The following is a 25681-nucleotide window of genomic DNA, read 5'->3' as shown; positions in this document are numbered from 1 at the left end:
AAAGAAGGCAAGTTATACTTAAATTATTATAAGATGTTGAGAAATAAGCCGAGGACTGCGTTCCTTCGGCTATTTTTATTAATTGACTCCCCATTCTTTAAGAAACTACACTTACCCTCAGTATAGAGCCGTTGGAATTCATGAGCTAGGCCATGCACTTGGTTTAAATCATGAGAATGACGGAACTCCTTCCATTATGAACGACCAATTATATCCCCCTAATAGCTATTTAGTACCTCAACAGGATGATATAAATGGAATCAACAATCTCTATTAATCGATAGGAGGAATTTATTGATGAGACATATAGTATCGACTCTGATTATAGTGGCTTTGATGATAACAACTTTATCGGCATGTGGTAATGAAAAACAAAATCAAGCACAACAAAAAAAAGAGAGTAATGTGTATTATGGAAATTTTATGCTAGAAACACATTATAAATCTTTAGAGGAATTGGCCTATGATGCTGATCTAGTAGCGGAAATAGAAGTGGATGAAAACAATCAAAATATTAGTTATATAGACCCCACATTTAAAACCATTGAGGTTAAAGTAAATAATGTGTTGAAAGGAGATTTCAAAAATAAAATCTCGGACAATTCGTATTCTCGAAATAGCTTCCACCGTTAGCGGAAATGCTAATAAAAAGAATATCGTGTTCCTCGATAAATACGAAGGTGTTAAGCACTTCCAAGCATCTGTGGAAGGCTTAGATAAACAATCTTTTGAACAAAGAATTCAAGAAGCCATTAAAAACGCTAGTCCTCCTCAGCCGAATATACCTCAATTAAGTGAGGCTGATAAGAAATTAGAAGAAGAAGGCCACAAGATATATTTGGAAGATAAAAAGCGATTAGAAGAAATGAAGAAGAAAAGTACGGAAGAAAAACAAAAGCAAGCAGACCCAACTAACAAATAAAAGGCAGCCAATTAGCTGCCCTCTAGTTCATCGAGCAACCTTATCCCCTATAGGGAAAAAGATTGCTCTTTTTCTTTTAATCATTTTATCTCCACAACACCATCTACCACTCACGCGTGCGAATGTTGCGTGCCCAGTACAGAAACGGTGTCGATGCAATCGATACGATTAACTTGATAACATACGTCGTAATGAAAATTTCGAACCATACATCCCATGGGAATACGAATGCAAAAGCGATAAAGCAAAATACGAATGAATCCGCGAGCTGACTTAGCCCTGTACTTACATTACTGCGAATCCATAGCTGATTCGGCTTGTCGAACTTCTGCTTGATGATGCTGAACAGCTTAACGTCCAAGAACTGACTGATGAAGTAAGCCGTCAGGCTTCCGATCGCGATACGCGGCATCAATCCAAAGATCGATTCCATCGCATGCTGCATCGTCATATCCCCTTGTGGCTCAAACACAAGTACAAGCTGCATAAGGACTGTTGTCATAATAAGCGTAAAAAACCCAAACCATACAGCGCGGCGCGCTTCCTTCGGTCCATACTTCTCATTTAACAAGTCTGTCGCCAAGAACAAGGTTGCATTCGCCGTGTTGCCTAGTGTCATGACGATCGTAAACATTTCAATCGTCTTTGTTACTTGGATATTAGCAAGAACAGTCATAACCCCGATCCATGCATACATCCCAGCTTTACCGAATTGACGGTAACAGAGTAGGAAAAATACGAAGTTCACAAGAACGAACAGTATCCCCCAATAAAAATTAAACATATAGGATTTCCTCCTAGTTTTGATATCGCGGGATGGTTACGAACCGCGGTGCATCTCGCACAATGTGCTAACACAATGAGTTACTATATCACAATTAAAATGGAGCGCCAATAAATTTTTATCTTTCGTTGAAATTGTGATAAATATCATAGCAAATTGGAGTTAATTTTGCGTATATTTCTGGAATTGTGATGAAAATTTGAACATTGTTATCGATCTCTCAATATGATGCAAATTACGTATATGAAAGGCTTGAATCGTATTGCGAAAGTGCTACAATGAACTTGAAATCACTAAGATATTTTTTTCACAAAGTATTAATAACTTAATTTTACAAATTAAAAAGGTGGGGGAAATCATGAAAAAACTTTCATTGATCCTTGCAATGACAATGGCATTGGGTTTACTCGTTGGCTGTGGAGCTAAAGAAGAAGCGAAAGATGCTGCTCCTAAAACAGAAACTACAGCACCTGCTGCTACAACCGAACAACAAGCAGCTTACAAAGACGGTACGTACCGTGCTGAAGGCAAAGAGTTCGACGCGAAGTCTGGCTGGAAAGGCACAGTCGAAATTACCGTAAAAGGTGGAAAAATTGAAGCAGTAAACTGGGATGCTGTTCATAAAGATGGTGGCGACACAAAGAAAGTTCAGTCCCAAGACGGTCGCTATGACATGGTAAAAGGCGGAGCTTCTGCTCATTGGCATGAACAAGCTGCATCCATGGAGAAAGCACTTGTCGAGAAGCAAGATCCTGCTGCTATCGTGCTGAAGGAAGATGGCAAGACAGATGCAGTAACCGGCGTATCGATCCACGTATCTGAGTTCGTGCAATTGGCTCAAGAGGCTCTTGAGAGCGCGAAATAATTGAATGTTCGTCATGAGACAGCTCCGCTGTAGAGAAAGCAAGAATGGATCTCACGTTATGTGGAGACCTCCCCTTTTCTGCAGCGGAGCTCCCTTTTACGTATAGATTGATTTAAATTTGAACATTTCCGCAAGATCTAGCACTACAGTCCACTTGGACATTACACATTTTAGGGGTGACCAATAACCATGAAGAAAATCGTTGTTCTCGGCGGCGGTTATGGTGGTGTCTTAACAGCGAAAAAGCTGGCAAAGCGCTTAGCGAAGCATAAAGATGTCAGCATTACACTTGTCGACCGCCATCCATACCATACGATGATGACGGAGCTGCATGAAGTAGCAGCCTGCCGTGTAGATGAAGAAGCTATCAAAATGGATTTGAAACAAATCTTTGCAGGTCGTAAAGTTGACGTCGTATTAGATGAAATTAAAAATATCGACTTCGACGGGCAAGCTCTAAAAGGAAACAAGAAGACGTATGACTACGACTATCTTGTTATCGGTACCGGATGTAAGCCTACTTTCTTCGGCATTCCTGGTGCAGAAGAGCACGCAATGACACTATGGTCGTTCGATGATGCGGTGAAGTTGAAGCGTCAAATCCGTGATATGTTCAACCTTGCTTCGAAAGAACTGGACGTAGAGAAACGCAGACAAATGCTAACGTTCGTCGTTGTCGGCGCTGGTTTCACAGGTATTGAGCTGATTGGTGAAATTGCAGAGTATCGTGAAGAGCTATGCCATGAATACCATATCGATCCGAAAGATGTTCGTCTTGTCGTAGCAGATATGGCGCCGAAGATTTTGCCTATATTGCCAGACAAGCTTATTAAGAAGTCTGAGAAGTATTTGCAAAAAATGAACGTAGAGATGATTACGAGCGCGAAGATTACAGGTGTTACGGAGAACTCTGTCGTACTTGGTGATAAAGGCGAATTGCAAGCGAAGACGATCGTCTGGACAGCTGGTGTGGAAGGTTCAGAGCTCGTAGGCAACCTAGATGTGCAGCAAAATGGCCGCAAACGTATTGTAACGAATGACAAGCTGCAATCGGCTGATCATAAAAATGTTTACGTTGTTGGCGACAACATTTTCTATGTGCCAGAAGGTGAAGAACGTCCTGTACCACAGATGGTTGAAAATGCGGAGCACTCAGCTACTCTTATTGCTCACAACATCACAGCCGACATTAAACAGACTGGCAAGTACAAATCGTACAAGCCTACCTTCCATGGTACAATGGTGTGCATCGGTGGACGCTACGGCGTTGCTGCGATCGGTACACCGAAGAAAATGTTCCATTTCACAGGCTTTATGGCGATGTTCTTCAAACATATGATTAATATTGTCTACTTCCTGCAAGTGCTTGGCTTCCATAAAGTCTGGTCTTATAAAATACATGAGTTCTTTAAAGTTAAAAATAAGCGCAGCTTCGTTGGCGGACATCTCGCCATGCGCTCGCCGAACTTCTGGCTCGTTCCGCTTCGTATTTTCCTAGGCTTCAAATGGTTAAGTGAAGGTTTGGCGAAGCTCCCTAAAGTGTTGGAGAATCCATCGAACATCTTCTTAATTCCACCCAAGGCAGCCGATGGAACGACAGGTGCATCGCAAGCAATCGAAGCCGTTCAACAAACCGTTGACGGGCATACCGCTGCTTCTTCCGTCCAAACAGCAAAGACAGCTGTTGAAGCGATTCCGGTTCCGGATTTCCTCAAGAGCATGGTCGACGGAAGTATGGATATGTTCTTCTACACGACTGATGGCGGATTTACAGCATTAGCGACTATTTTCCAAACCGGCATGGTGTTCGCAGAAATTATTTTCGGGGCGATGCTAATTCTAGGCTTGTTCACATCGCTGGCATCAATCGGTACGATTGCGATGGGGGTTATGATTTATACCTCTGGCATGGCACCATTCGAAATGCTATGGTATTTCTTCGGTGGTATCGCTCTCATTGGTGGTTCCGGCAGCACGCTTGGCCTAGACTATTACTTGTATCCGCATCTCAAACGAATTTGGAAAAACATACCTTTCGTGAAAAAATGGTACCTTTACACGGACTAATCCGTAGTAAATAGTATATTCATTTATATAGGCGTAAAGTAATGTGTACATCGTGCACATTACTTTACTTATTTTATCGGGAGGCGGGGGATCATGATTACGCAATTCATTCAAGACATGTATGAACAATTGGAGCGAGAGCTTCCACAACAAGCCGGCATACAGCTCAGCGCAGATCTACACAACATAAGACTTCAAGACATGGCCGTTCGCTTGCATCATGTTGAGATGGCTCATAAGGAACGACTAGCATTGCTTGGCTGCTATGCGCTCGTCCTTCTTTCCTTGCGCATTCATGATCAACTTCCCACCGACCCAGCGGCTGCTGGACGATCTGTACTGGATGGAGACTTTATCATGAGTTTCTATTTGCAGTTCGCCCTGCGTCACGGATTCATCGACCTGATTGCAGAGCTCGCCCCTGTCATTAAGCAAGTACAGATTAAGCGTGCTGAGCAAAAACTAACGGATGAAGCCAATATTCACAAACAGACGGTTAGATTTATAGCTAAACGTTATAAAAAACTGTATCCATTGACTCAAACGTTTAAGCAGGTGACTTATGACGTTGTCTAACCTTTCATTACCCGACCAGTTGCAAATTTCCATGAAGCGGATTAACCGTGATCTGGAACGTATCGTGACGACTGACCCTGATGTAGCATCCCGCTCCATTGTAAGAAAAAGTGTGCTGGAGCTCATTCGTTCAGGGGGCAAACGACTCCGTCCTATTATGGTTATCGTCGGCAGCCGATTTGGGACGAAACCGGAGAGTACAAATGTGTATCAACTAGCTGCTGTCTGCGAGTTCATTCATGCAGCTTCACTTGTACACGATGACATCCTGGATCAGGCTGACACCCGCCGTGGACAGCCGTCTTTGCATAAAATAACGGATGTAAAGACCGCCGTACAAATCGGAAACTACATGATGAACCGTGTATTGGAACTGCTATCTGCCCGCACAAAAGACCGCGACCGCAACATCGAAGAGCTCGCTTCGCTAACAACGACACAGTTGTGCCTAGGCGAATATCAGCAGATGGATAATCGTTATAATTTCGACCTAACCTTGGAACAATATTGGGAGAAGACCCGAAATAAGACAGCTGTACTTATGGCTACCTCGCTGCATCTCGGTGCTAGAGCAGGTGAAGCCAACGAAAGCGTAGCTAAGCAGCTGTACGAGTTCGGCGATCAATTGGGCATGGCGTTCCAAGTACGAGACGATGTGCTCGATCTACAGCAGTCAGCCGAAACACTCGGCAAGCCTGCAGGAGCTGATTTGCGCAATGGACAAGTTACCTTGCCTGTCCTGCTCGCTATGGAGGATCCCGCTATAGAAAGCCACTTGCGGAAGCTGCATGAAGGAGCACCCGATCATCTCTTCGATGAAGCAATCACGCTCATTCGGGACAGCGACGCGATAGAACGAGCTTTGGAAGTGAGCCATACATTTATGCAGCGTGCTTGGGATATTACCGAACAGCTATCTGCCTATCCCGCTCATCGCGACTTGCAAACCTTGTGGCATTATTTCGAGAAGCGTACGTATTAATAAGCTATCTGCTAGTGAATACGTCTGACAACATAATAGGAACCAATCCTGTAGAAACACAAATAAGCTCTTCGCCCATGTACGGTGTACATGCGCGGAGAGCTTTCTGATTTCTGTTATACGGCATGAATGACTCTTTTTCGTGTATAATCACAATGGTAAAATAAAAAGTGGGACAACAGCATTCGCATTGTCCATTACAGACCACCTGCAATATTGCTTATAGGTGGGTGTTCATGAAGGAGGACCGAGTGTGAAGCCACGGCGATTCGTAATTGAAGCAGTCATGTTAGCCGTATACGGTCACCTATTCGTCCCGAAACGGCCTGTAGAATATATGATTCCATACTCTACGATTAGTGAATTGTATGAGTTGCGCATTACTGACGAGCGCATTATGCCTGATCCAGAGGATGACCAACATGCTAAGAAACATGTGGACTTGCTGATCGAACTTTTTGAAAGGCCATTTAATAAGAAAAAGATCGACCGCGCACTTGGCATCCCTTGGCGGCAAAGCGCTCCTTTGCTAATAAACGAGCAGGTATCCATTATCATCATCAATGGGATGGACAGTATGCAGTACGGGGAAACCTTTGACCCCATTGAAACAGAGCTTATTCTCACTTGCATACGCGAGCAAGCCCCTTTGCTGACCGACCAAATAGAATACGTCGAACGACTTATTCAGCATGAGGTGCCGATTCCGATCTACGATATTGAAGATTATGAGTATGCGTTAGAGCATACTGAGGAATAACGTTGGCTGGCAAGTGAATTCATAGCATGCAGAGGGCGGAAGACGAAAAGCTCGATATGTAAGTGTCTAAACGGCCCCTGGTCGGTTACAGTAGAATATTTATGACTTTTCGTTTTCGCCCCTGCGTAAATGAAGATGCGCTATGGCTTGCTGCCTAATGGGGTAGACCATGACAATAAACCATGTCAGTGAACGATGCTGACACCTATTGATTAACATATGTTAGATCGAATCGTTCATGTTTAGAGACTACCGAACTCAAACTCTCTCGTCTTCAACCATTGCAGTAACGGTTGCCACATAGGCTATTCCACTTATATTACTTGTTTTTGATATGTAAAGGATGCCAAAGAGCTTATTTGCTCTATAAAGCGATATTTTCGCCAATATTACTAAAATAATCTCTCGTACGACCGTTAAAATCTGAATACAGACGATTTCGTGAAAATAACGTCAATGGCGTTCGTTAGATAAAACGCCGCGGCGTGATACAATGTCAAAATAATATGTCCAGGACCATCATTAGGTTCAGGTTTATTAGGCTTCACCTATTACACGATTCAACGACACCTGGAACAACTTCCATTCCTCCGTTTTTTCCTGAAGCTGCTTTTTCCCCTTCTCGGTAATGTGATACGTCTTGCGAGCCCGCCCCTCTGCTTCGCTCCAGATCGCTTCCACATGACCTTCATTCTCCAATGCGTGAAGAATGGGATATAGTGTACCTTCTTTCAGTGCAAATACTCCATTGGATTGAGCATCTAACCGCTTAATGAGCTGATAACCATACATCGGCTGCTGCTCCAGCATGGACAGCACGAGCATAACCGTACTCCCCTTGAGCAATTCTTTACTCACTTTCATATTTCATCTTCCTTTCCCGATTGCAACTATCCTATCCCATCTAGCCTCATGTTTTGGGAGAGTATCTTTACGCATATAAATATTCGTACATAATCCAAGCGTAAACATCCAAATGAGCATGGAATTAGCACCATAGCTTAGCAATGGCAAATTTGCCCCATTCATAGGTACTATGCCAATTAGACCACCTACATTGAATATAACAGGGATTGTAACGTAGCAGCTAATGAATAACATCAAGCCTTTCCCAAAACGCTGCTTTACTTGATACGCAGAACGGAACAACCATAATAGTCCTCCAAACAAAACAGCCAGCACTCCTAACCCAGCAATCCAGCCGAATGCGTGAACAATAACGATTAACATATGATTAGAATGTGGGTATGGAATATCCGCTGGTTGAGCCCATCCCTTTCCCCACCAACCAGATTCTACAATTAGCTGCTGCATATGATAGAACAGCCATGTTGCATCATTCGTATTATAACCTAGTAGTTGGTTCATCCATGTTTCTAGCCTCTGAACCATGTAAGACTTCAAACTCAAAAATCCGAGCACACCTGTACTTATTGCAGCAATTCCTCCTATAATCAAGGCTTTCAAAGAAAACGACTGTATCAACAATATAAGTATAAAGCCTATTAAATAGACAATTACTTCATAGTACTGGGAGCTAATAACGAATGTAAGGACTGGAATAATCCCAATGAACTGAAGAATAAGCTGGACTCTAATACTGAGCTCTGAGTGCTCGGCACGATATTGTGAAATGATTAAAAAGGTCCCTAACAAAAATGAAAAGGTTGTCAGAAACCCAACATCTAATACAATACCACCGATTGCAATCCAAGCTCCCACTCCATTTACCTCTAGCCCTATTAATTGTCCTAATCCAAATAAAGCCGTTGCCGTTACATATAAAAACCATCCTTTATTACGCCACCAGCGATAGTCGATTAATGAGGTAATGATAAATATAACAAGTCCAAACCCTAGAAAAACAAAATGTCTATCCAACAAACTTCTTTCCGCATAATTACCTGTAACCGTATGCTGTACCGCCCAAATACCCAATACACTTACTATTAATAAAATAGCAATCATACCCCAAAACAACCATGGATAACGTGTTCGATGCATCATATTAAACTTCTCTGCTAACGTATCAATAGATCCCATTTGCCTAACCGCTTTCGCTTCGGCTTCAGAGCGAGACATCCCTTTGTCCACTTGCTCTTCGACCTGATTGTACAGATGGTCCTCCAGCTCTGCACGTATGCTGGCTCTCATTTCTTGTGCATGAATACCCGCTTCTACTTGATTCACATAGGAATCTAACAGAGAGCGTTCATTCGCTTCTCGATCCATGGACAGATAACCCTCCTTTAATTCGCTTTCTGACTTTCCACAATGAACCATTTTTATACCTAGAAATACCATACATAGATTTACTATGCATGTAAAGGTACTTATCTATTCCTATCCTAAATGTTAAGCAGATCCTATTCGCATTAACTGAGGATCGTGCTTGAGAGTAAGCTTACACACGTGCACCAGCAATTCAACTATAGTTCCATAGAAAAAGGAGCAGCTAGTAGTTTCACTGCCCCTTTCGTAACTATTAGTTTCCTCCCCCAATTAAAAGACTCCTAATGTTAAACAATCTCCGCTTTTACCTTAATCTACTCCCCCCTCCTTATCATTTCTCTTCCTCTAACTCCTATCACAACGTGAGCTAACCTACACCGTAGTTCATATCCTTGCCATAACCTACATGCTTATTCCACCCAAGTTCCTGAACACATTTCCGCTGTAAAGCCTGGTCCAAATGCCGCTAGTAAGCCTTTATCCCCGGGGGAGCACGTTCCCACTTCGAATAGACGCGCTAAGACATCAAATACGACAACGCTGGACAGGTTTCCGCACTCTGACAAGCTTTCTCTGCTCAAGCCTACACGCTGCTCTGCAATGCCAAGATGCTTCACCAGTTCATCTAATATGCGTCGCCCCCCTGTATGGAATACGAAGAAGTCGATATCAGATGGCGTCCGCTGCACCGTCTCTTCCACAAATTCGCGCATGACCGGAGCTACCGTCTCAATCGTATACATTACCTGCTTGTCCAACACAAAGTGGAAGCCAGTATCCTTTATATCATAGGCAATATAGTTCTCCGTATGCTTAATCAGATAGGAGGCATTCGACTCGACTTGAAAGCCTGTTCCACTAGTACCTTTCATAACACAAGCAGACACGCTGTCCCCGAATAATGCAGCAGATACGAAATCAGAAATTGCACTTTCAGCAGGCTGGAAGCAGAGTGAGCACAATTCGGCACTTACAATAAGGACGTTGGCGCCAGGGAATGCTTCGCAATATTCAGCAGCACGATTAATGGCAGACGCTCCAGCAGCACAACCAAGCTGTGCAATAGGAAGCTGTTTCGTTTGTTCACGGAATGGCAAATCGCTTATTAGGTAGGCGGTCATGGAAGGCATCATAAATCCGGTACAAGATGTCACAATAATGAGGTCAATTTGGAAAGCTTCTAACTCAGCATTCTCCAACGCTTGCTCAACGGCTTGGACGCTAAGTCGTCTCATCTCTTCTTTGTAAATAAGGCTGCGCTCTTCAAAACGAGAATGCGCAATAATCTCTTCAATTGGCCGTACGATATAGCGCTCATTTACTTGTGTGTTGCGAATCATACGGTTGATTTTACTCCAATCGGGATGATTGGGATGGAGCCGTTGAAGCACATCCACCATTTCGTCTTGGGTAATGCGATATTGTGGTCGTACGATAGCCGGCTTCGTTAATATACCCATGCAAGTCACCTCTTCATATGAAATTGGAATGGAAAATGATATACAAAACAAACGAATGTCAAGCAAGGATGGCGGTATCATTTCAATAGAATATTAAGATGAAGAACATCATGTAGAGATAAAAATATCCGGCAGGATTAGATCTTTAGGAAGAGATGTAGAAAGAGAGTAGCATTTCCCGTGGATAAGAATGACGCTTGACGATGCATAGCGTTCTTGCATTCATGAGGCAGCGGATGGTTAGAACATGTAGGATTTCTGTCTGTAGACTAGAATACAATATATTTACCGATGGGGAAATATGTATTTTTCCATGTGTTTCTTGGATCTTCATACCTATTCTTGTCGAAAAGACGAAGAATGAAAATAGCCGCTGTTCGAAAATACGATTGATTCGCACTTCTACAGCGGCAGATTTTATGATTGGCTACAATAACTGATCCAACAGCGTACAAGCTAATATAACCATACTAATGACTTGATTCAAATTGTAGGAAGCAACATTCATTCGCTTACGGCTCGATGGTTTAATAATCCGATGCTCAATCGCAAGCAGGACCATCGACAAACCTATCCCTATCAGATAGAGCCATCCAAGCGAATCTCGGAAAAAGTACAGCAGAATAAGCAGCAGCACCATAACCGTATGCAGCGTACGCGCAATGAACAACGCATCCTCATAGCCAAATACACGCGGAACGCTCCATAGCCCTGCACTCCGATCAAACTCGATGTCTTGCGTAGCATAAATGATATCAAAGCCTGCAATCCATAGCATGACGACCGTACCAAGCACGAATGGCGTCAACGCCAACTCTCCTGTCACAGCAATCCATGCACCAATCGGGGCAGAAGCAATCGTAAAGCCAAGATAGAGATGGCTCAGCCATGTAAACCGTTTCGTATACGAATAGCTAGAAATAAGTACAATTGCCACTGGTGATAGGGCTAAGCACAACGGATTCAACATCGCCGCTGCTAGAATAAATAGCGCATAGTTTACTACGATAAATACCGTTACCTCTCGTTCCATTAGTAATCGTCTAGGCAGATGACGGTGTGCTGTACGCGGATTTTGCGTATCGAACTCCCTGTCTACGAGACGGTTGAACGCATTCGCTCCATTGCGTGCTGCCACAAGGGCAATTAGTGACCACAGCATCACCTCACCAGCCGGCAAGCCATTGGCTGCCCACACCATCGAAATGATGGCGAAAGGCAAAGAGAATAACGTATGCGAGAACATAACCAGTTCTCCAAACATACGAGTCTTATAGACGACCTTATGAATCATGTCCATCCTTTGGCCCCCTCTCTTCATCGGCATAAACCGCTTCAGAGAGAACTTCGTCTAGTATCGAAAGCATCACATGAATCTCATCTTCCGGCATGATGAGCGGAGGCTGGAAAGCAAGGACGTTGCGCCCAACTCCATTTTTGCCAATCAAATACCCGCGATCTTTCATATTTTCCAACACATAATCTGTCAACGCTGCATTTAATGACGCTTCACCCGTATTTAACTCGGCTCCTACCATAAGCCCTTTGCCACGAACATCTGCAATGACACTGTGCTTCACTTGCAGTGCACGCAGTCCGTCTTTCAGCTGACTGCCTAACTCGGCGGAGCGCGCTACAAGCTGCTCCTGCTCGATATAGTCCAGCACCGCCATAGCCGTTGCAGCAGAAACTGGATTGCCTCCAAATGTAGAGGCAGATGGACGATTAAAGCTGGCTGCGATTGCATCTGTCGTTGCAAAGGCTCCGATTGGCACACCGTTGCCAAGTGCTTTCGCCATCGTGATGATATCTGGCGCAACCTCATAATGATCCATCGCAAACATGCGACCCGTACGGCCGAAACCAGTCTGAATTTCGTCTGCGATGAGCAAGATGCCGTATTCCGCCAGCAATGTTTTTATTTCGCGGAAATACCAGTCAGGCGGGACGATCATCCCCCCATTGCCTTGAATCGGCTCCACGATCATGGCAGCGAACGTATTCCCCTTTTCCGCTAGCACTTGTCGCAGCGCCTCAATGGAACGATGGGCAGCATCCTCCGTGTCCATCTCTTCATCGTACGGACGAGGAATAAAGGTAACATGCGGATCAAGGTAATCATCCGTGCGCCACATCGGCATCCCTGTTACTCCCATCGTGAGGAACGTTCTGCCGTGCAGCCCGTACTCCAGCGCTAGGAAATCTTTGCGCTTCGTATGCAATCTCGCAAGCAGCAATGCCCCTTCATTCGCCTCGGAGCCGCTGTTGCAGAAGAACGTTCGTTTCAGCTCACCTGGCAAGCATTCATATGCCAGCCGCTCTGCTAATTGAACCATCGGCTCTGTCAGGTAAATCGTTGTCGTATGCTGTAGCGTTGTTAGCTGTTCAATGGTCTTAGCCGTAATATGCTCGTTGCAATGTCCGCAAGCAACGACAGATACACCTGCGAAGAAGTCTGTATATGCCTTGCCTGTATGGTCAATAAGCTGATGCATGCTCCCCTGCACGATTTGCGGCGGATCTTGGTAAAAATGATGGGTACAAGGGAAGAAATATTGTTTGCGCTTCTCTAACACATTTTCTGGACCGATATAGGTTGGCTGCTTTATTGTTACGCTTGTCATGCGTATTCACCTCGTCACATTCTGAATCCGTAATATCTTCGCGTTACTACCTATTCAACTATCAGTTATCGTCTCTATAACCTAATGCCTAAACATTTGTGCTTATTAGCTCAATATGGCGTGCCGCCCCGAACTGCAAGCTGCCAAGCGTATAGCCTGCATAAACGGGCTTCATCTGGGCGAACAAGCTGCCGCATTGGTCCAAGTTATCCGCTGCTTGACGGTAAATGCGTACAATCGTCCGCAGCTGCTCATCTGTATACGTCTTGCCTTCGATTCGGAAATAATGGACGCCTGCTTCATATAGTTCCTTCATCATCGGCAAGTAACACAATTCTTTGGACAATGCGAGATGGTTGCGTCCGCTCCAATCCCGATAGACTGGGCTCTCGCCTTTGTCTGTCATAAGGACAAGATATTGATTGTCCACATAGGCGTTATCCTCTTGGCCGATCGACTCCATCACTTCCGTATTTTCATAGAGATCAAGCTCCAGATACATGACGATCGGCGAGCCATGCACCGTCATCTCCACAGGCACTTTTGTATGCTCAATAAAGTTCGCCAAATCATTCAACGGCAGCTCTACGGAAGCATGGACCCGCTTTACTCCGAAGTGCTTCTCGTACACAGCAGCAGACATATAGTTGTATACATTCAAGTTAGCATCGCCAATCATAGGCAGCCCAAGCTCAAGTGAGCCAAACTTATGCAGCGCTCCGAAATTGGATACGAGCAAGCCATCCAGCCCATACATGCCCCGCTGCTTTCCTTGCTGCAAGAAGTGCGTATACTGCTCTATATGAAGCTCTGTCATCATACGAGGCGTGCCAAGAATAATTTGCGACGAACCTTTCGATGCGGTCAGCTGCTCAATATCTTCAAGACTATAAGGACGGTCCGGCATATACACATCACCTGTTAAATAGATGATATCCGCTCCTTCTTCGAGCGCAGCATATGCCTGCTTCACAGTGTTCACATGCACAGCAATTTGTGGACGTCCTGTGTGATCGGTATCTTTTTTAGTGTCAGCAAGACGCTCGCGAATTTGAGTAACACGTTCTTCCTTCAACTCACGTTCTGTCGTAGGCGTACTGAACACTTTCCCTGTGCTGTAGAACTTGCCTGTCCCTTCATAACGTCTATTAATATAGTTGAGACCTGGCTTGCCAAATGCATATGCCGTTGAGAAATCCCGCTTTCGGTTATCGTACAGCTTGTCCGCATCTTCTTCGCGGTTAAAGCCAATCGGGTCTGCGATATAGCGATCGATAGCATCACCATACTGATTGACCAACAAGTTCAAGAACTCGATATTGCGCATTCTGCCCTCAATTTTAAAAGACATAATGCCTGACTTAATCAGTTCTGGAATGTGTTCATACATGTACATATCCTTCGCAGCTAGAGGGTACTCCGTCGGATAAATATGCCCATCCCTCTTCACACGATAATCCCAGCGGCAGGGCTTCATGCAGCGCCCACGTTGAGCACTGTTACCAAACATCATCGAACTAATCGTACAATTCGCACCGTGAACCGTGCACATGTCGCCATGAACAAAATATTCGAACTCCATGCCGCTTTTTGCTTGCAGCAGCTCGGCTGTGTGCAGGTCCATTTCACGGGAGGCAACAACCCGAGTTACCCCAAACTTCTTCATCGCCTCAATCATTTCAAGATTGTGAATGTTCATCATGACGGAAGAATGAACAGGAATATTCGTATAGTTCTGCTCGTGAATAAGCGGGAACACGGCCATATCCTGCGCAATGATCGCATCAGGTCCGACTTCGTTAAGAAACTCGAAGTACCGCTTCGCCTCATCCAAATCTTCTTCGTTCAATAAATTGTTCACGGTAACATATGCGCGCTTGCCTCGGTCATGAGCCATTTGAATAGCTTCACGTACTTCGTCATAGGACAAATTGTATCCTTTGCGCATCATCCGCATATTGAGTGACGGCCCGCCGAAGTAAACCGCATCACAGTTCATATCAATTACCTCTTGGAAAATAGGAAACGTTCCTGCAGGAGCCAACAACTCTATCTCTTTACCGTTGAAATATCTAGCCATAACTATTCCTCCCCACCCTAATTTTTGTGATTATTTTCACATTTTAATTGCTATTCGTGCTGCAAGCGCCTTACAAGTAAGCAATTGTTCCGCGGAATACCTAATCTAACGTATGGCCTTGTTATAGAACTAAAATGATAACTTGGTCTACATCACGAGAGTGAAGACAAGCATCATTCCAAAACCAATGAGAAACAGCGAATCGATTCCCCGCCATGCCAACGCACGAAGGGAAGTTCGTGCTCTATCCAGCACATACCCTCTCGACTCCATCGCCTGCACTAAGTCTTCCGCTCTGCGGAAAGCCCCTACGATAATGGGAACGAGTAAGGTGAGCAGCATTTTCCCCTTTGCCGCCAACTTCAAATCGTTGATATCTGCTCCCCGAGATGCCTGAGCCTTTAAAATACGGTCAGCTTCCTCAAATATCGTCGGGATAAATCGCAGCGCAATCGTAATCATCATTGTCCACTGCTGTGGAGAGACACCAATTAACTTCAGCGGCTTCAATACCGCCTCAAGCCCAAGATTCAATTCGATTGGTGTCGTTGTAAAGGTCAGTATCGAAGTAAAGCACACGAGCAGCAGCATACGCCATACGGATGCTAGCCCAAGTAATACGCCCTCGCTGCTAACGAGGAAGCTGCCTATTTCGAGCAGTGTACTTCCACCTTGCTCAAACAGTACATAAAACAAAAACATAAAGAACATGAGCGGCCATAGCGGCTTGGAAGCACGACCATAGCGAGATAACGGGATGCCTGAGCTTGCTAAAACGAGAAGCGCGATGGCAGTTATCGTGCTTAGTTCCACGAATGAGTGAGCGCTAATGACGGCTGCAAGAAACAGCATCATTGCTACTAGCTTCGCCCGTGGATCTAAGCGATGCACCCATGATGAAGCTTCCACATAACGTCCCATGACCAACTTAGATGGCTGCATCATCACTCGTCCTCCTCACTTAACAAGCAAAGGGAACGCTTCGCACTTTCACTTTCCCCCGTTATCGCGTAATAAACATTGGCCCCTCGCTCTGCTGATTGCGCGGACTGCTGCTGTTGATGCAGCTTCGCACTGCTATCTTCATGAACAACCGAAGCTCGTCCTCCATCTTGATTTTGCTGATGCATTTGGATCAGTCGATCTGCCCATTCCTTCACCGTAATGGGCAATTCTTGCCCCTGTGTTTCTAATACACGGCTCTGCCCTCTGCATCGCTCACCCACCAGCTGCCCAAGCCTCAATGTGGCAGGCAGGACGAGCCCTGCGTCTTGCAGCTGCAAAGGCTGTGCCAGCAGCTCAGCACGACTGCCTTGAAACACGAGTCGGCCAGCCTTCATTAGCATGTAGTCACTCGCGAAAGGCAGCATCTCATCGAGCCGATGCGTAACGACCGCAACCGTCTTGCCTTGCTCGACTGTAAGCCGGTGTAAGAGCTGGATAAGCTCCTGTCTGCTGAGCGGGTCGAGCGTAGCCGTGGGCTCATCCAGTACGAGTAAATCTGGATTAGATGCCAGTACAGCTGCAATGGCCGCCTTACGCATCTGTCCACCGCTGAGCTGGAATGGATTCATCGTGAGCACAGCTTCGGGCAGCCCTACCGTCCGCAGCGCCTCGCGGGCCGCTTGACGTGCCTTCTGCTCAGACATGCCAAACTTTAAAGGACCAAACATAAGGTCCTGTTCCACCGTATCTGCAAACAGCTGCTGCTCAGGAAATTGAAAGACGAGCCCGACCCGTTTGCGCAGCTGCTTCAACCCATTCCGCTTCACTCCAGCCTCGAAAATCACATCCAGCACACGAAGCTGACCCGCAGTCGGCTGAAAGATACCATTCAAATGTTGAAGCAGTGTCGACTTGCCGGAGCCTGCCGCTCCAAGAATGGCATAGAACTTCCCTTGTTCCCATTCAAAGCTAATATCCTTGAGCGCAAACGACTGATCACTGCCACCGTTAACTACATATTGATAACCTAGTTTTTCACTGGACACGATAGCCATAACGCATTCACCAACTCTTCTTCATCTCGGCATATATTCATCTCGACACCACGGCGCCTCAATTCTAGCGATAGCTCCATGGCAAAGGGTGGACGAAGGCGACATTCCTCCATTAGCTCTTCCCGTGCAAACAGCTCCATTGGTGACAAGTCGGCTGCCAGCTCGCCATCCTTTATAACAAGGACACGATCCGACGCCATAATTTCTTCTGCATCATGTGTTACCGATACAACCGTCAATTCTCGTTCCGCACGCAATTGCCGCATGCGAGTCATAAACTCTCGTCTCGCCTGCTCATCCAACATGGACGTCGCCTCATCCCAAATCATGACCTCTGGATCAAGCACGAGCAGCCCTGCAATCGCTACGCGCTGTTTCTGCCCTCCAGACAAGGAAGATGGATGACGATGCAGCCAATCCTCCATACCTAACTCCACTGACACCTGATTGATTCTCCGCTGCATCTCTTCTCGCGACAAGCAGCGATTCTCCATCCCAAATGCCATATCATCTTGTACGGTTGCTGCTATAAATTGATTGTCTGGATTTTGAAACAAGTAACCAACTCGTCGACGTATATCGCTGAGCGTATTGCCATTCAACGTTACACTGCCAATCTGAATCATGCCTGACTGGGGTGCAAGTAAGCCATTCATCAGCTTCGTCAAAGTTGATTTGCCAGAACCATTAGGGCCCACAATGGTCACCCACTGTCCTTGCTCGATATGAAGCGACAAGCCTATGAACATCGGCTCACGCCTTGGATACTGGAAACTTACCTGATTGAATCGTATGATAGCTGCCACCACCTTTACTGCATTTCTGGTGCAAATGGTTCAAACAACGATAGCTTATAAAGCGATGCAACCACATATTTTACCGCAATCCCCACAAAGATACCGGTCACAATTCCAAGCAGCATTAAGGCTGGCAAGTAGTAGTAAATTTTCGTCGTTTGGAAGACGATATAGGCCGCTGTTAACTGCCCTACATTATGCGCTACACCGCCCATTACACTAACCCCGATTAGACTGAGACGTCCACGCCCGATTCGGATAAGGCCGTACATGACAATGAAACTGAATAGTGCCCCTAGAAAACTAAATAGGAACGCAGAGAATGCACCATAAATCAGGGTCATAATTAATGCTTTCAATACGACCAAAGCTAGCGAGTCCCTCCAAGGCAGGAAGCATAAGCATGTCAGCACCATAATGTTCGCCAAGCCTAATTTGGCGCCAGGAATCATCATAAACATTTGTGTTGGAATCATCGCTTCTACCAATCCCAGTACAGCAGCTACCGCCGCAAATATCGCAATAATAACGGTCTTCTTCAACTTAAGCGAAGAAGAGGAGTAATTAGCTGACGACGGCATCGATTTCACTCTCCTCTGCTTGATCCGTTTTTAACTCTACGAGCACGCGATGAGGCAGGCAGACAATCGTATCTCCCTTGCGGCTCACAAATCCAAAGGACAGGCACACCTGATCAGGACAATCCGCCTCGATCATTTCGATACCATGATTATGAACTTTTAATACATTCGTACCATGATCGGTCGGCACGGTAATGATTTGCTCTTCTTCAGTTAACGTCACTTGCTTGAACAACTTGCCATCAACTGTAATCTCTGCTGTCATCGTCATATTGTGATTATTTTCACTTGAATTCTGAATCAACCACTTAGGAATAAAGAAAGCAAGAGCAGCGACAATGACGAGGCAGATTATTACTATATCCCCACGCTTCATACCGAGCATCTCCTTGAACTGTTAACTAACAATCTTTAAAATTTTAATGATTTGAAATTTCAATATAATTATACTGCCACCTCATTTATCATTCAATGTTGACGCCTTGGATGGATGCCAGAAAAACCCTTATACAGCGGGATTTTGGCTTATTTTTTGTGACAAACTTCCTAGGCATTGCCTCTTCATTCTGATATAATGATTTGCTAAAAGACAGGCAGATCGTATAAGCCTACACCTATGGATAGATTATGGAGGGACAACTATGAGAGGAATACGCTTGCTGAAACTTCCACGCTGGGCCTATATTGTTGCAGTAGCGCTAACAATCGCTATGCTTGCAACAGGATGTGATTCACCATCATCCGATTCTAAACAGGTGCAGCAACCAACGATTCAATCCAAGTCCTATTTTATATTTGATACCATGGTTACGGTGAAATTGTACGATGATCCTGCTTACGAGCAACATTTTGAACATATTTTGAACATTATGAAAGACATCGAGCAAAAGATGAGCCGCACCCTAGAAACAAGTGAGCTGTACAAGCTGAACGCCCACTCTGGCAAAGGTGCCTATCAAGTCTCAGATGAAACTTTCATGGTTATAGAGAAGGCGTTGGACTATGCGAAGAAAACAAATGGGCGCTTCGATCCGACAATAGGACCGCTCGTTAGTTTATGGGGTATTGGTACGGAGCAAGCACGCGTGCCCGCTCAAGATGAAATTGATAAGGCGCTTAAGCTGGTCGGGTACGACCACGTAACACTGGATGCAGCCAAGAAGACCGTAGCACTGGCGAAGCCAGGTATGGAGATCGACTTGGGCGGTATCGGCAAAGGATATGCAGCTGACGCTATTGCCGATTATGTTCGTGAACAAGGCGTAAAGAGCGCTATTATTGATCTAGGCGGCAATATTTTTGCAGTTGGCGCGAAGCCTGGCGGACTCGATTGGACGATTGGCGTACAAGATCCGAATGAGATGCGCGGCAACCAGATCGGCACGATGAAGATAAAAGATCGCACCATTGTCACTTCTGGCGTGTATGAACGTTATTTGGAGCATAATGGGCAATACTATCATCATATTCTTGATCCGAAGACAGGCTACCCTGCGAAGAGCAATCTAAATAGTGTTACTATCGTAACGGATCGCTCAACTGATGCCGATGCGCTATCTACCTCTGCCTTCGCACTAGGTGTTCAAGAAGGGATTGCCTTTATTGAAGCGAAACCGAATGCAGAAGCTATTTTCATAACAGAAGACAAACAAGTGTATACCACGTCAGGTATTCCAAGCTTTTTCAGCCTGACGAATGATGAATACAAGCGCGCTGACTGACTAAGTAAGAATGGACATGCAGCTAGAAGTTCGACACAGACTAGACCCGCCATAGAAAAGGCTGACCGGTCACACGGACCTGTTACGTCTTTCCGTTGGTGGGTCTTTCTTTGTACATAGCTATTAGGTAAGAGAAAGGCCACTGTACGAATGCATGTAGCACGCTCTATCCATTGCTAGTATCAGCTTTGTTCAACAGAAAGGAAGGAGCTACGTTATATGTTTTTATTGCAATTAATTATTGTCTTGCTTGCCATCTATGCCGGCTCAAGACTTGGAGGCATTGGTCTCGGTGTTATGGGCGGACTTGGACTCGCCATCCTTACATTCGGCTTCGGGCTTGTCCCATCCGATCCGCCGATTGATGTCATACTAATGATCGCTGCTGTCGTTACAGCGACAGCGACGATGCAAGCGGCAGGCGGTATGGATGTGCTCGTCAAAATAGCAGAACGCGCCCTGCGCCGTAATCCGCATCATATTACATTTATGGCACCTGTGGTCACGTATTTGTTCACACTATGTGCAGGAACAGGACATGTCGCTTACTCGGTTATGCCCGTTATCGCAGAAGTGGCACGCCAATCCGGTGTACGTCCTGAACGCCCGATGTCTGTCGCAGTCATCGCATCGCAGCAAGCGATCACGGCAAGCCCGATCTCGGCTGCTACCGTCGCACTATTGGCCTTGCTTGCGCCGCAGGGCTACACACTGCCGAACATTTTGCTCATAAGCATTCCGGCTACGATTGTCGGCTGTATCGCGGCAGCGCTAGTGATGAACCGCTACGGCAAGGCACTTGCGGAAGATGAAGAATTCCAGCGCCGTGTAGAAGCAGGAACTGTACCGCCAATCGGTGAAGCAGATCGCTCTGGCTCTGCTGCTAGCGACGATGGCAAACTGCCACGTGGAGCGGTTGCATCGGTATTTATTTTCCTAATCGGTGTTATTGCCGTCGTGTTATTCGGCTCTTTCCCTGACCTTCGTCCATCCTATATGGATGCAGAAGGCGTCATGCAGACACTCGGTATGCCGCAAGTCGTCGAAATCGTCATGTTGTCTGTCGGCGGTATTATTTTGCTCGTATCGCGCGCTCCAGCAGAACGCGTGGTGAAAAGTAATATTTTCAGCGCAGGTATGCAGGCTGTCATCAGCATCTTCGGTATTGCGTGGCTTGGGGATACGTTCTTCCGCGGCAATATGGAGATTATCGATGCAGCCATTAAAGATACGGTCACTGCTGCACCATGGATGTTCGCCGTCGCGTTGTTCTTTATGTCCATCCTGCTCAGCTCGCAGGCAGCAACGGTACGTGGATTAATGCCGCTTGGTATCGCTCTAGGTATGCCAGCACCGGCCTTGATCGCGATGTTCCCATCGGTAAACGGATACTTCTTCTTGCCGAACTATCCGACGGTTATCGCGGCGATCAACTTCGACCGCACAGGTACAACGCGAATTGGCCGCTATTTGCTGAACCACAGCTTTATGGTTCCAGGCTTAGTGGCGACAATTGTTTCTGTTGCCGTAGGCTTTGGCTTAACGAAAATTTTCTTATAAAAGACTATACCGCACATTAAGAAAATGACGCAGGCATCTCCATAACCATGGGAGACAGCTTGCGTCTTTTTTAACTATGGAAAGTTTATTAGGCATTTATCTAGCTTAGAAGTACACCATTTATATGAAGAATATAATAGTATCTGTCGCCAATGACTTTTCTATAGTCTAGAAAGACCAATTGGGATTGAATGATGCGGGGAAATAGCATTCGCGAATATATAATCCGCTCAATAACAGTCAATTGATAACAAACTCACGGGTTTAGTACTACCTCATATTGCGTATTCTCAACTTGCATCGGTGCAGACGGAACTGGCTCAGCTGATACTTTTACCGTAAATGGAATAAGTACGACGATTACGACTAAGGCTAGTGTTAGAATCACTTGTGAAAAATCAATATTAGTTTGGTTATTCATGTTCGCGTTCGCTCCTTGTTTGTTTATATGGCAAGTATAGCGAATGAGCGAATGAGATGCCTTCGATTTAGCTGATGGAACCTTTCAATCTTGTCATCCAAACTGCAAGCTGAATGAAGTAAGAATCAAGTAGTAGTTCCCCACCGTGGCCGCTTGACTTATTTATCACCATATATTATCTTTAATTCAAGATATTATGGATTAAGATACAAGTTATAAGTTATCACCCTAGAGGAGGTTCCCCATCATGGAATTGAAAGGGATTCACCACATTTCGTTATTAACAGCAAATGCCGAGAAGAACTTGGCGTTCTATACCGATATACTTGGCATGCGTCTTGTGAAGAAGACGGTCAACCAAGACGATACATCGATGTATCATTTGTTTTACGCGGATGCTGAAGGCAATCCAGGAACAGAGATTACGTTTTTTGAGATTCCGATGGCAACTGCCCAACAATACGGCATTAACAGTGTTTCCGCCACTTCATTGCGCGTAGCTTCAGACGAAGCACTATCGTTCTGGAAGAAGCGTTTCGAAGCTCTCAAAGTATCCCATGGCGAAATTACAGACCGCACGGGACGCAATTCTTTATCTTTTACGGACTTTGAAGGCACCAGGCTGATTCTTGTCTCAGATGAACATAACCATGGCGTCGCTGGAGGATTACCTTGGACACACAGTGACATACCATCGCAATATGGCATCATTGGGCTAGGTCCAATCAAATTGACCGTTCGCAAAGCTCAATCGACGATTAACATATTAACGTCTGTTATGGGCTTCCGTCACAAATCGACCTATCCATCTTGGTTCGACGGCCAACCGGATATTATCGTACTAGAGACAGGCGAAGGCGGAACTGGTGCTGAGGTTCATATCGAAGAGCGCAATGATCTGCCTATGGCTCGTCCAGGTCGAGGTGCTGTGCACCATGTCGCCTTCCGTGTAGACAATGAAGAGGAAATGCATCAATGGGTCAATCATATTGAGCAGCACAACCTGCCAAACTCAGGCTTCGTAGACCGTTACTATTTCCGCTCGCTCTATTTCCGCGAACCGAACGGCATTTTGTACGAGCTAGCAACTGACGGACCTGGCTTCGATACAGACGAAGCTATGGAGCATCTAGGTGAGTCACTGGCCTTACCGCCATTCTTAGAGTCGCAGCGTGAAGAAATTGAAGCGAACCTGAAACCACTTCGCACGAAATGATTGTTATTGGTCCGATTGCTACTCCATATATAACCTTTGCTATCCAGACATTTATAATGAAAGACGGCTTTCTACTCGTACATCGAATAGAAAGCCGTCTTTTTTCCATGCTTTTCGATTGTTCCATCGTATGTTCGTACGTTTCTTATTTCTTCGCTTGCTCTAACGCTTGCTTCACAGCCGCAATTACACCTTCCGATGACTTCGTTGCACCTGTCAACGCTTCGACCTCATCTGCTCCTTGCTTCTCAATGATCTCAGGAACTGTGTTGTCCGTTACCGCTTGAATCATCTGCGCTGTCTCTTCATGCTGCTTCACTTCAACGGATTCAATCTTGCTGGACTTAACCGTTACGGCCACAACGATATCACTGGTCGCTCCTCGCGACTTGCCTTCATAGACCCCATCTTTATAAAGGCCACCGTTTCCACAGCCCGACAATGCGAACATAGCTGCAATCCCTAGTATGATCCATGCCTTTCTCTTCATCACAATCTCCCCTTGATGTCTATATATTTAAAGTAGAATTACGATAGCTCATCAAAATTTCCGAATCAATTCCATCCCGCTACTTTATGCCAGTACTCGTAGCACCTTACTACTGCTCCACCTTCGCAAAGTTAAACGCATTCAAGCCAGCAATTTTGCCGAACGTAATAATGTCTGCCAAGGCATTGCCGCCAAGACGGTTCCCACCATGAACGCCGCCTGTTACTTCACCCGCTGCATACAAACCTTTTATGGCTTGTCCGTCTTTGTTCAATACTTCTGCATTCGTATTTATCTCCAGACCACCCATCGTATGGTGGACAGCAGGTGTAACCTCAATCGCATAAAATGGACCATCTTTTAGTTCACGCGGCATATCAGGACGCTGGAATTTCGCATCTTTGCCTGCTTTCACAGCTTTGTTGTAGGTGCTCACTGTACCAGCTAATACAGCGGACTCGACTCCCAGCTTTGCAGCCAGCTCTTCCACACTTTCTGCTTCAGTTACTAGCTGCATTTTGAAATACTCTTCTGTCGCTTTCAAGCTGTCCCGAAGTCCTTTATCGAACAACAAATACGCACGTCCATCTTGTTGCCCTAGGATTGCTGTAGATACGACATCGCGCGTTAACAGCTCATTGACGAAACGCTCACCGCTTTTATTGACCAGTATAGCGCCATTACCTCGGACTGCTTCGGTTACCATGACACCTTTATCCGGTACGACTGTCGGATGGGTTTGTATTTCAGCCATATCAACAAGAGCCGCGCCATGCTTCTCCGCAATCGTTATGGCATCTCCTGTCGCGCCTGGATGATTCGTTGTAGCGAAGCCCTTCAACTCTGGCTTATACGATACGACCATCTCTTGATTCGCAGAAAATCCACCCGTTGCTAACACTACTGCTCTCGTCTCTATGGTATATTCCTTGCCCTCTTTGTCTTTCGCCTTTATACCAGTAACCACGCCTTCGTTATCGATAACGATATCCGTCATTTGATGGCGTGTACGCACATCGATCTGCTTTTCCTTTGCGGTCTTTTCCAACACCATAGCAATATGAGAGCCTACCGCCGCTCCACCCGCCGGACGGTGAGTACGATTGACACTGGCGCCAGCCATCCGACCAACATCGGACATATCCGCGCCATACTTCTCCAACCACTCTACAGAATCTTTCGCTTGCTCCGTGAGCAATTTCACTAGTTCTGGATTGTTTTTGTCATAGCCGCCTTTCATCGTATCCTCATAGAACAACTCCAAACTATCTTTATATCCCTTATCTATTTGCTGCTTCGTCCCAGCAGCATTCAAACCGCCTGTTGCACGCGCCGTATTTCCACCTACGATCGGCATTTTTTCCAATACAATCACGTTGGCGCCTTCTTCTTGCGCACGCACCGCTGCTGCAAGTCCTGCGCCGCCCGCTCCGACGACAACGACGTCCGCCGACTCCTTCTTCGCCCCACAGCCCGACAATAATGATAAAGCCATTGCAGCCGCAAGTACGGTTGGTATCCACTTTTTCATGATGCAGCACTC

At 45.7% G+C, this 25681-nt stretch carries 26 protein-coding genes; 11 read left to right on the top strand and 15 right to left on the bottom strand.

Annotation, left to right across the window (positions count from 1 at the left end):
• Positions 1 to 82 precede the first annotated feature (82 nt).
• The 3 genes from NQ117_RS24185 to NQ117_RS13285 are packed head-to-tail and all read left to right on the top strand — an operon-like array spanning position 83 to position 922.
• Entirely contained in the window at positions 83 to 277 is a 195-nt protein-coding gene (locus NQ117_RS24185) for a matrixin family metalloprotease (protein ID WP_375163069.1), read from the top strand.
• 20 nt (positions 278 to 297) lie between these two features.
• A complete protein-coding gene (locus NQ117_RS13290; protein WP_258278513.1) occupies positions 298 to 633 on the top strand; it encodes a hypothetical protein in 336 nt (111 codons plus the stop codon).
• Between the two features lie 25 nt (positions 634 to 658).
• On the top strand, positions 659 to 922 hold the full coding sequence (locus NQ117_RS13285; protein WP_258278512.1) for a hypothetical protein: 264 nt from the start codon (positions 659 to 661) through the stop codon (positions 920 to 922).
• 103 nt (positions 923 to 1025) lie between these two features.
• Here NQ117_RS13285 and NQ117_RS13280 read toward each other — a convergent pair whose 3' ends face one another.
• Positions 1026 to 1706 (bottom strand): queuosine precursor transporter, encoded by a 681-nt coding sequence (locus NQ117_RS13280; protein WP_258278511.1) that lies wholly within the window; start codon positions 1704 to 1706, stop codon positions 1026 to 1028.
• A 358-nt stretch (positions 1707 to 2064) separates the two neighbouring features.
• Here NQ117_RS13280 and NQ117_RS13275 point away from each other — a divergent pair, with 358 nt between their 5' ends.
• From NQ117_RS13275 to NQ117_RS13255, 5 genes are all read left to right on the top strand, one after another.
• Positions 2065 to 2571, top strand: a complete 507-nt coding sequence (locus NQ117_RS13275; RefSeq protein WP_258278510.1) for an FMN-binding protein — start codon at positions 2065 to 2067, stop codon at positions 2569 to 2571.
• Positions 2572 to 2760: 189 nt separating this feature from the next.
• Positions 2761 to 4638, top strand: coding sequence for an FAD-dependent oxidoreductase (locus tag NQ117_RS13270; protein WP_258278509.1), 1878 nt, complete (start codon positions 2761 to 2763; stop codon positions 4636 to 4638).
• Positions 4639 to 4731: 93 nt separating this feature from the next.
• Complete coding sequence (locus NQ117_RS13265; RefSeq protein ID WP_258278508.1) at positions 4732 to 5214, top strand: adenylate kinase and related kinase; 483 nt, start codon at positions 4732 to 4734, stop codon at positions 5212 to 5214.
• Positions 5201 to 6196, top strand: coding sequence for a polyprenyl synthetase family protein (locus NQ117_RS13260; protein ID WP_258278507.1), 996 nt, complete (start codon positions 5201 to 5203; stop codon positions 6194 to 6196). Before NQ117_RS13265 ends, NQ117_RS13260 begins: the two co-directional genes overlap by 14 nt.
• Before the next feature lie 253 nt (positions 6197 to 6449).
• Entirely contained in the window at positions 6450 to 6956 is a 507-nt protein-coding gene (locus tag NQ117_RS13255) for an ADP-heptose synthase (RefSeq protein ID WP_258278506.1), read from the top strand.
• A gap of 537 nt (positions 6957 to 7493) precedes the next feature.
• Here the strand turns inward: NQ117_RS13255 and NQ117_RS13250 are convergent.
• The 11 genes from NQ117_RS13250 to NQ117_RS13200 all read right to left on the bottom strand — a co-directional run bounded on the left by NQ117_RS13250 (position 7494) and on the right by NQ117_RS13200 (position 19106).
• Complete coding sequence (locus NQ117_RS13250) at positions 7494 to 7820, bottom strand: PadR family transcriptional regulator (protein WP_258278505.1); 327 nt, start codon at positions 7818 to 7820, stop codon at positions 7494 to 7496.
• Positions 7821 to 7823: 3 nt separating this feature from the next.
• Positions 7824 to 9188, bottom strand: coding sequence for an FtsW/RodA/SpoVE family cell cycle protein (locus NQ117_RS13245; protein WP_258278504.1), 1365 nt, complete (start codon positions 9186 to 9188; stop codon positions 7824 to 7826).
• 410 nt (positions 9189 to 9598) lie between these two features.
• The gene (locus tag NQ117_RS13240; protein ID WP_258278503.1) at positions 9599 to 10648 is read right to left on the bottom strand and encodes a type III polyketide synthase; all 1050 of its coding nucleotides are present in this window, start codon (positions 10646 to 10648) and stop codon (positions 9599 to 9601) included.
• 427 nt (positions 10649 to 11075) lie between these two features.
• Positions 11076 to 11948 (bottom strand): UbiA-like polyprenyltransferase, encoded by an 873-nt coding sequence (locus NQ117_RS13235; RefSeq protein WP_258278502.1) that lies wholly within the window; start codon positions 11946 to 11948, stop codon positions 11076 to 11078.
• Positions 11932 to 13272, bottom strand: a complete 1341-nt coding sequence (locus NQ117_RS13230; protein WP_258278501.1) for an aspartate aminotransferase family protein — start codon at positions 13270 to 13272, stop codon at positions 11932 to 11934. The genes NQ117_RS13235 and NQ117_RS13230 overlap by 17 nt, the downstream gene beginning before the upstream one ends.
• An 88-nt stretch (positions 13273 to 13360) precedes the next feature.
• Positions 13361 to 15352, bottom strand: a complete 1992-nt coding sequence (locus tag NQ117_RS13225; protein WP_258278500.1) for a peptidase U32 family protein — start codon at positions 15350 to 15352, stop codon at positions 13361 to 13363.
• A gap of 147 nt (positions 15353 to 15499) precedes the next feature.
• Complete coding sequence (locus NQ117_RS13220) at positions 15500 to 16297, bottom strand: energy-coupling factor transporter transmembrane component T family protein (RefSeq protein ID WP_258278499.1); 798 nt, start codon at positions 16295 to 16297, stop codon at positions 15500 to 15502.
• Entirely contained in the window at positions 16297 to 17352 is a 1056-nt protein-coding gene (locus tag NQ117_RS13215; protein ID WP_258278498.1) for an ATP-binding cassette domain-containing protein, read from the bottom strand. The genes NQ117_RS13220 and NQ117_RS13215 overlap by 1 nt, the downstream gene beginning before the upstream one ends.
• Complete coding sequence (locus tag NQ117_RS13210) at positions 17325 to 18158, bottom strand: energy-coupling factor transporter ATPase (protein WP_258278497.1); 834 nt, start codon at positions 18156 to 18158, stop codon at positions 17325 to 17327. Before NQ117_RS13210 ends, NQ117_RS13215 begins: the two co-directional genes overlap by 28 nt.
• Positions 18159 to 18163: 5 nt before the next feature.
• A complete protein-coding gene (locus NQ117_RS13205; protein ID WP_258278496.1) occupies positions 18164 to 18730 on the bottom strand; it encodes a Gx transporter family protein in 567 nt (188 codons plus the stop codon).
• Positions 18714 to 19106, bottom strand: coding sequence for a NusG domain II-containing protein (locus NQ117_RS13200; RefSeq protein ID WP_258278495.1), 393 nt, complete (start codon positions 19104 to 19106; stop codon positions 18714 to 18716). Before NQ117_RS13200 ends, NQ117_RS13205 begins: the two co-directional genes overlap by 17 nt.
• 265 nt (positions 19107 to 19371) lie before the next feature.
• On the opposite strand from NQ117_RS13200, the gene NQ117_RS13195 reads away from it, so the two are divergent.
• Both NQ117_RS13195 and NQ117_RS13190 read left to right on the top strand, forming a co-directional pair.
• Complete coding sequence (locus tag NQ117_RS13195; RefSeq protein WP_258278494.1) at positions 19372 to 20451, top strand: FAD:protein FMN transferase; 1080 nt, start codon at positions 19372 to 19374, stop codon at positions 20449 to 20451.
• A 219-nt stretch (positions 20452 to 20670) separates the two neighbouring features.
• Positions 20671 to 22011: an anaerobic C4-dicarboxylate transporter family protein gene (locus NQ117_RS13190; protein ID WP_258278493.1), complete on the top strand. Its 1341-nt coding sequence runs from the start codon at positions 20671 to 20673 to the stop codon at positions 22009 to 22011.
• Positions 22012 to 22267: 256 nt separating this feature from the next.
• On the opposite strand, the gene NQ117_RS13185 is transcribed toward NQ117_RS13190, so the two are convergent.
• Positions 22268 to 22432, bottom strand: a complete 165-nt coding sequence (locus NQ117_RS13185) for a hypothetical protein (protein ID WP_258278492.1) — start codon at positions 22430 to 22432, stop codon at positions 22268 to 22270.
• Between the two features lie 247 nt (positions 22433 to 22679).
• Here NQ117_RS13185 and NQ117_RS13180 point away from each other — a divergent pair, with 247 nt between their 5' ends.
• Positions 22680 to 23648 (top strand): ring-cleaving dioxygenase, encoded by a 969-nt coding sequence (locus NQ117_RS13180; RefSeq protein ID WP_258278491.1) that lies wholly within the window; start codon positions 22680 to 22682, stop codon positions 23646 to 23648.
• 145 nt (positions 23649 to 23793) lie between these two features.
• Here the strand turns inward: NQ117_RS13180 and NQ117_RS13175 are convergent, their stop codons facing one another.
• Together NQ117_RS13175 and NQ117_RS13170 are read right to left on the bottom strand one after the other, a co-directional pair.
• Positions 23794 to 24138, bottom strand: a complete 345-nt coding sequence (locus NQ117_RS13175) for an FMN-binding protein (protein WP_258278490.1) — start codon at positions 24136 to 24138, stop codon at positions 23794 to 23796.
• Between the two features lie 109 nt (positions 24139 to 24247).
• Positions 24248 to 25669 (bottom strand): flavocytochrome c, encoded by a 1422-nt coding sequence (locus NQ117_RS13170; protein WP_258278489.1) that lies wholly within the window; start codon positions 25667 to 25669, stop codon positions 24248 to 24250.
• Between the last annotated feature and the right edge of the window lie 12 nt (positions 25670 to 25681).

This window comes from Paenibacillus sp. SC116 (assembly GCF_024733555.1).
Classification (GTDB): Bacteria; Bacillota; Bacilli; order Paenibacillales; family Paenibacillaceae; genus Paenibacillus_B.
The sequence above is the reverse complement of the archived record's forward strand: the minus strand, read 5'-3'. Positions and strand labels throughout refer to the sequence as shown.